The sequence below is a fragment of the Petrotoga halophila DSM 16923 genome, from assembly GCF_002924615.1.
On sequence record NZ_JALY01000234.1, the window covers coordinates 1 to 2,629 of the forward strand.

Here is a 2,629-nt window from a genome sequence, read left to right on the forward strand (position 1 = left end):
CAATTTACTCCTCTTATGGGCGAGCAGCGGGGCGAAGAAGCGCTAATAAAGATACTTTTCCTCATTGGTGGGGAGCGGGGTGAAAGGGCGCTACATCTATCGTTTTAAAGTTTCCCAAGACAGTATAAGATTTAAATACAGTCGAATTAAGTAGGTGAACAACATGGTTCAGGACAAATTAGAATTCCTAAAAGATTTGTGTAAAAAATATAAAATAGGGTTAGTTTATTTGTTCGGCTCGCAGAAAGAAAAGGCTTATCAGTTGCTAAAAAACAATGATGATTACAATATAAAAATAGATGATCCTCTCACAGACATAGATGTGGGAATAGTTTTTTTGTTTGATTTGGATAGTATAAAGCACAGATACAAGCTTTATGCAAGTATATACAATGAATTAGAAGAATTATTTAAACCTTACAAATTAGATCTGGTATTTTTACAAGAAACTCATTCTGTATTCCAGACTGAAGCTTTAAAAGGCATATGTGTATATAGTGAATCAGAAAGTTTTAAAGATGAATACGAAATGATGATATTAAGGCGTGCTGCGGATTTTAAATATGTCCTCGATTTATACCATAAAGAAGTATTAGAAAAATTCGAGGAGAAATGAAATATCTCAAAAAAGTTCTATATTCTCGGTTATAGCTTCTCCCCTTTCCTTCAAGATCCGCTGGGCATTCTTACTACCAATATTTCTCACTTTGGTCAGAGGAATCCTCAAATATTCCCCTTCAATTTTAAAAACCTTTGCTTCACTCTTGTAAAGATCCGGTCTTAAAAAGCCAAAACCTCTCTTTCTCATCTCGTAGGCGGTTTTAAGCGTGGAATAAAAATTGGACTCTTCGTAATTATGTTGGAATTCCTTTTTTGAAAGCTTCGTAATCGTCTGAACCGTCAATGCTTCATCCATTATAATATCAATATCAAAAAACCTCGTTCTGATAGTGAAATAAACGCTGTAAAACTCAAGAGGATGATAAAGCTTGTAAAACGCTATCTTGCACGCCATTATCATGTAGGCAACCGCATGGGCCTTTGGGAATAGATAATGAATCTTCTTCAAAGAATCAAGGTACCATTCGGGAGCTTCTGAATCATCTATCGCCTTCAGTTCTTTCTCTGTAAGCTCTTTCCCCTTTCTCACTTTTTCCATGATCATAAAGGCCGTTTTTGGTTCCACTCCAAAATACTCAAGCGTTGTCAAAATATCGTCTCTGCAGCTAACGATCTGATCGATACCTGCAACATTCTTCAAAACTATCTCGCGGGCGTTGTTGAACCAAATATCCGTTCCGTGTGCAAGTGAATTCGTCCTACACAGATCGTAAAAAGTTTTGGGCCTTGTCTCGGTGAGCATCTTGTGGGAAAAAGGTGTCCAAACTTCCGGTACACCCAACGTTCCAATCTCCGTACCTATCTCTGAAAGATCCACTCCCAACTCCTTTGTAGAAGAGAAAAGTGAAAGAACCCGCTCATCGTGCATCGAAATATTGTTGTAATCGTAACCGGTTAAATCCTTAAGCATTTTTAAAAAGGTTGGACCATCATGTGACAACACATCTATTTTCAGCAAATCATTTTCTAAAGCCTTAAAATCGTAATGTGTCGTAACAATACCAATCTCAGGAGAATTTGCAGAATATTGATAAGGAGTAAAATCGTGAACATCGTACTCTTGAGGGATTATTATCATAGCCGATGGATGTTGACCTGTATTCAACTTTGTCCCTTTTATTTTTTGAGAAACCCAGAAAAGATGTGCAAAATTCATATCTTCATCCTTGAAATAATTGAACGCCATCTTCAAAGCGTTGTACCTCGAGATGGTACTTATCGTACCTGCCTTGTAACAATAGTTCCTACCAAATTTCTCTTCCAAGAACCTTTGTATATCGTTGAATATCTCAGCCGAAAAATTCACGTCTATATCTGGGATCTTCTCACCAGAATACCCCATAAAAACCTCAAACCTTATATTATGCCCATCGGAGTTCAAAATCGCACCACAATTTGGGCATGACTTCTCTTTTAAATCAAAACCACTCAAGTTTAAATCCTCACTGAACTCTATAAACCCACAACTCTCACAAAAATAATGTGGAGGCAAAGGATTAACCTCCGTTATCCCCAAAAGAAAAGCGACGAGCGAAGAACCAACTGACCCCCTCGAACCGATCGGATAGCCCATCTCTAAAGACTTCTTGACCATATCGGCTGAGATCAAAAATATCACAGCATACCCGTTATCTATTATACTTTTCAATTCCTTCTCTATCCTATCTATAATTATACGGTGCAACTTTTCTCCATACATCTTTTTTGCGTTGTTATAAACGATATCTCTCAAATTTTGGTCGGCAGAAGGGATAATAGGCGCCTTCAATTTAAAATCAAAAGGGGCAAACTCCTCTACCTCACCAGCGATTTTATTCGGATTTTTCACAACGATTTCTTTTGCAATGCCGTGCTTTTTAAAGATCTCAAATGCCGCATCGTACATCTGAGAAGTGCTTCTAAAATAATTAACACTTCGCGTAGTCTTCCTTGGTTTACTCTTTGTAGAGGTACCAACGATCATAGCGTTTAAATACTCTCGATCTTCTTCTCTCAAATAATGAACATC

At 37.5% G+C, this 2,629-nt stretch carries 2 protein-coding genes; one reads left to right on the plus strand and one right to left on the minus strand.

Going from position 1 to position 2,629, the window contains the following annotated elements; genetic code table 11:
- Window positions 1-163 precede the first annotated feature (163 nt).
- A complete protein-coding gene (locus tag AA81_RS11485; RefSeq protein WP_103899094.1) occupies window positions 164-616 on the plus strand; it encodes a nucleotidyltransferase domain-containing protein in 453 nt (150 codons plus the stop codon).
- Window positions 617-622: 6 nt separating this feature from the next.
- On the opposite strand, the gene AA81_RS11490 is transcribed toward AA81_RS11485, so the two are convergent.
- On the minus strand, window positions 623-2,629 hold a 2,007-nt coding region (locus tag AA81_RS11490; RefSeq protein ID WP_500690316.1), incomplete at its 5' end, for a PolC-type DNA polymerase III family protein.